The following is a 1991-nucleotide window of genomic DNA, read 5'->3' as shown; positions in this document are numbered from 1 at the left end:
GTGCCCAGCGTGTGCGCTGGCTGATGTGTCGGGAAAGGCTTTCGGTGGCCAGGCCCGCCGCTTGTGGAATGGCGAGGTAGGCGGTATTGAAACCACGGCGATTGAGCTTGAGTGCCGTGTGCGCATCCTCCGTCACGGTTTCGGTGGCGATGCCGCCGACTTCCAGCAAGTGAGTGCGCCGGATGACCGCACAGGAGCCACAGAAGAATGCCGCGTTCCACAGGTCGTTGCCGTCCTGCACCAGGCCGTAGAACAGCTCACCTTCATTGGGTACCGAGCGAAAGGTATCGAGGTTTTTTTCGAACGGATCGGGTGAATAGAAGAAGTGCGGAGTTTGCAGCAACGCCAGGTTCGGGTCCTTTAAAAACCAGCCCATGGTGATCTGCAGGAAGGAGCGGGTGGGCACGTGGTCGGCGTCGAATATGGCGATGAACTCGCCATCGGTGACCTTGAGTGCCTCGTTGAGGTTGCCGGCCTTGGCATGTTGATTGTTGTCGCGGGTGATGTAGTTGACACCAATCTGCTGACAGAAATCCTTGAATTCCTCCCGGCGTCCGTCATCGAGCATGTGCACCCGCAGTTTGCCCTCGGGCCAGTCGATGGCCTGGGCCGCAAGCACCACCAGTTTGACGATGCCCAACGCTTCGTTATAGGTAGGAATGAAGACGTCTACCGTCGGCCATTCAGCGGGCGGCTGTTGCAGAAACTGCGGTTTGCGGTGCAGCGGCCAGGCGGTCTGTACGTAGCCGAAGACCAGGACGAGCAAGGCATACAGTTCGGCCAGCACCAGCCCGTAGCCAAATACGGCATCCTGCCAGTTGTCGAAGCCCAGGGTGTCGGTCAGGCGCCAGTACATGTAGCGCAGCGAAGCGATCAGCGAGAGGGTGATCAGGGTCAGGATCGCCAGACGCCCGGCTTGCTTGCGGATGATCAGGCTGGTGGCGAAACAGACGGCGGCAAACGCGGCCTGGGAATACAGATTCAGCGGCGCAGTGAGAATACCCAGCACCAACAATGCGGCGATCAGCCCGGCCGAGATCTTCAGGCCCTGGCGGCAACGCAGGGGCCAGCGACTGACGCGAGCCTGGAAAGAATCCAGTAGCTGCTGCAACCACCATGTCTTTGCAGGCAGCTGATTGAGCCGGGCGGTCATGGCGTGTCCTGCTGACTTGAAGCATCCGCCCAAAGCAGGGCATGGACCGCGCCTGACAGCGCAAGAATGTCCTGACAGCCAATGCTCTCAGGTGCGTACTGCAACAGGTCCCGACCATAGGCCAGCGACTCGTTGAACTGGTGATCGAGGCGAACCGTCCCGATCAGGTTGGCACCGAGCCGCCGCCGAAACAGCACGCCCATGTCCCTGCTGAACGAACGCGAGTCATCCCGTTGATTGAGCACATACCGTTGTTGCTGTGCGCGTCGTCGGCTGGTTTCCAGCCACTGGGTCATGGTGTCCAGTGCCAGGTAGGAGGCCGCGTCGGCCACCATCATCACCAGCACCAGATCGGCTGCATCGAGTGCCTGTTGCGAATAGACGGTCGCACCCGAAGGCGTGTCCAGGATCACGGTATCGTTTTCGCTGAGGTCCATTGACGCAAGGTGCTGATTCAACCAGTCAGAGTCTTCAAGCATCAACTGCTTGAGCAATCGGCGATMGTTCACCTCGCCAGTGCCGAAGGGCAGGCACTCGCTGTCGCCAAAGCCCTGCAGGCGATGGGCACCCCAGTCTGCGTCCTGCTCTTTGAGCTGGATCAGCCCGGGAGCCTGCCGGGTGATACCCAAGTGGCTGGACAGCGCGTTCTGAGGGTCCAGATCAATTGCGATGGTTCGCCCGCCAGGGCGCCGAAGTGTTTTTGCGAGGCCAGCGGCGACTGTGCTTTTACCCACCCCACCATTCGCCGAAACGATAGCAATGACCTTCGCCCTGGTTCGCTTGCGAGTCGTTTCTGGCAGACCGTCAAGGCGAACCTGGTTGAGTTCACGCAACAGGT

2 protein-coding genes are annotated in these 1991 nt (G+C 60.2%); both read right to left on the bottom strand.

The annotated features are described in order from the left end of the window. Nucleotides 1-1153: glycosyltransferase (locus ACXRVY_RS26225; protein WP_458238648.1), on the bottom strand; the 1153-nt coding region annotated here is incomplete at its 3' end. Next, nucleotides 1150-1991 (bottom strand): cellulose biosynthesis protein BcsQ (bcsQ, locus tag ACXRVY_RS26220; protein ID WP_458238647.1); only part of this gene is annotated, 842 nt, incomplete at its 5' end. The genes ACXRVY_RS26225 and bcsQ, both read right to left, overlap by 4 nt.

The organism is Pseudomonas sp. P5_A2_2 (genome assembly GCF_054177685.1).
The sequence above is the reverse complement of the archived record's forward strand: the minus strand, read 5'-3'. Positions and strand labels throughout refer to the sequence as shown.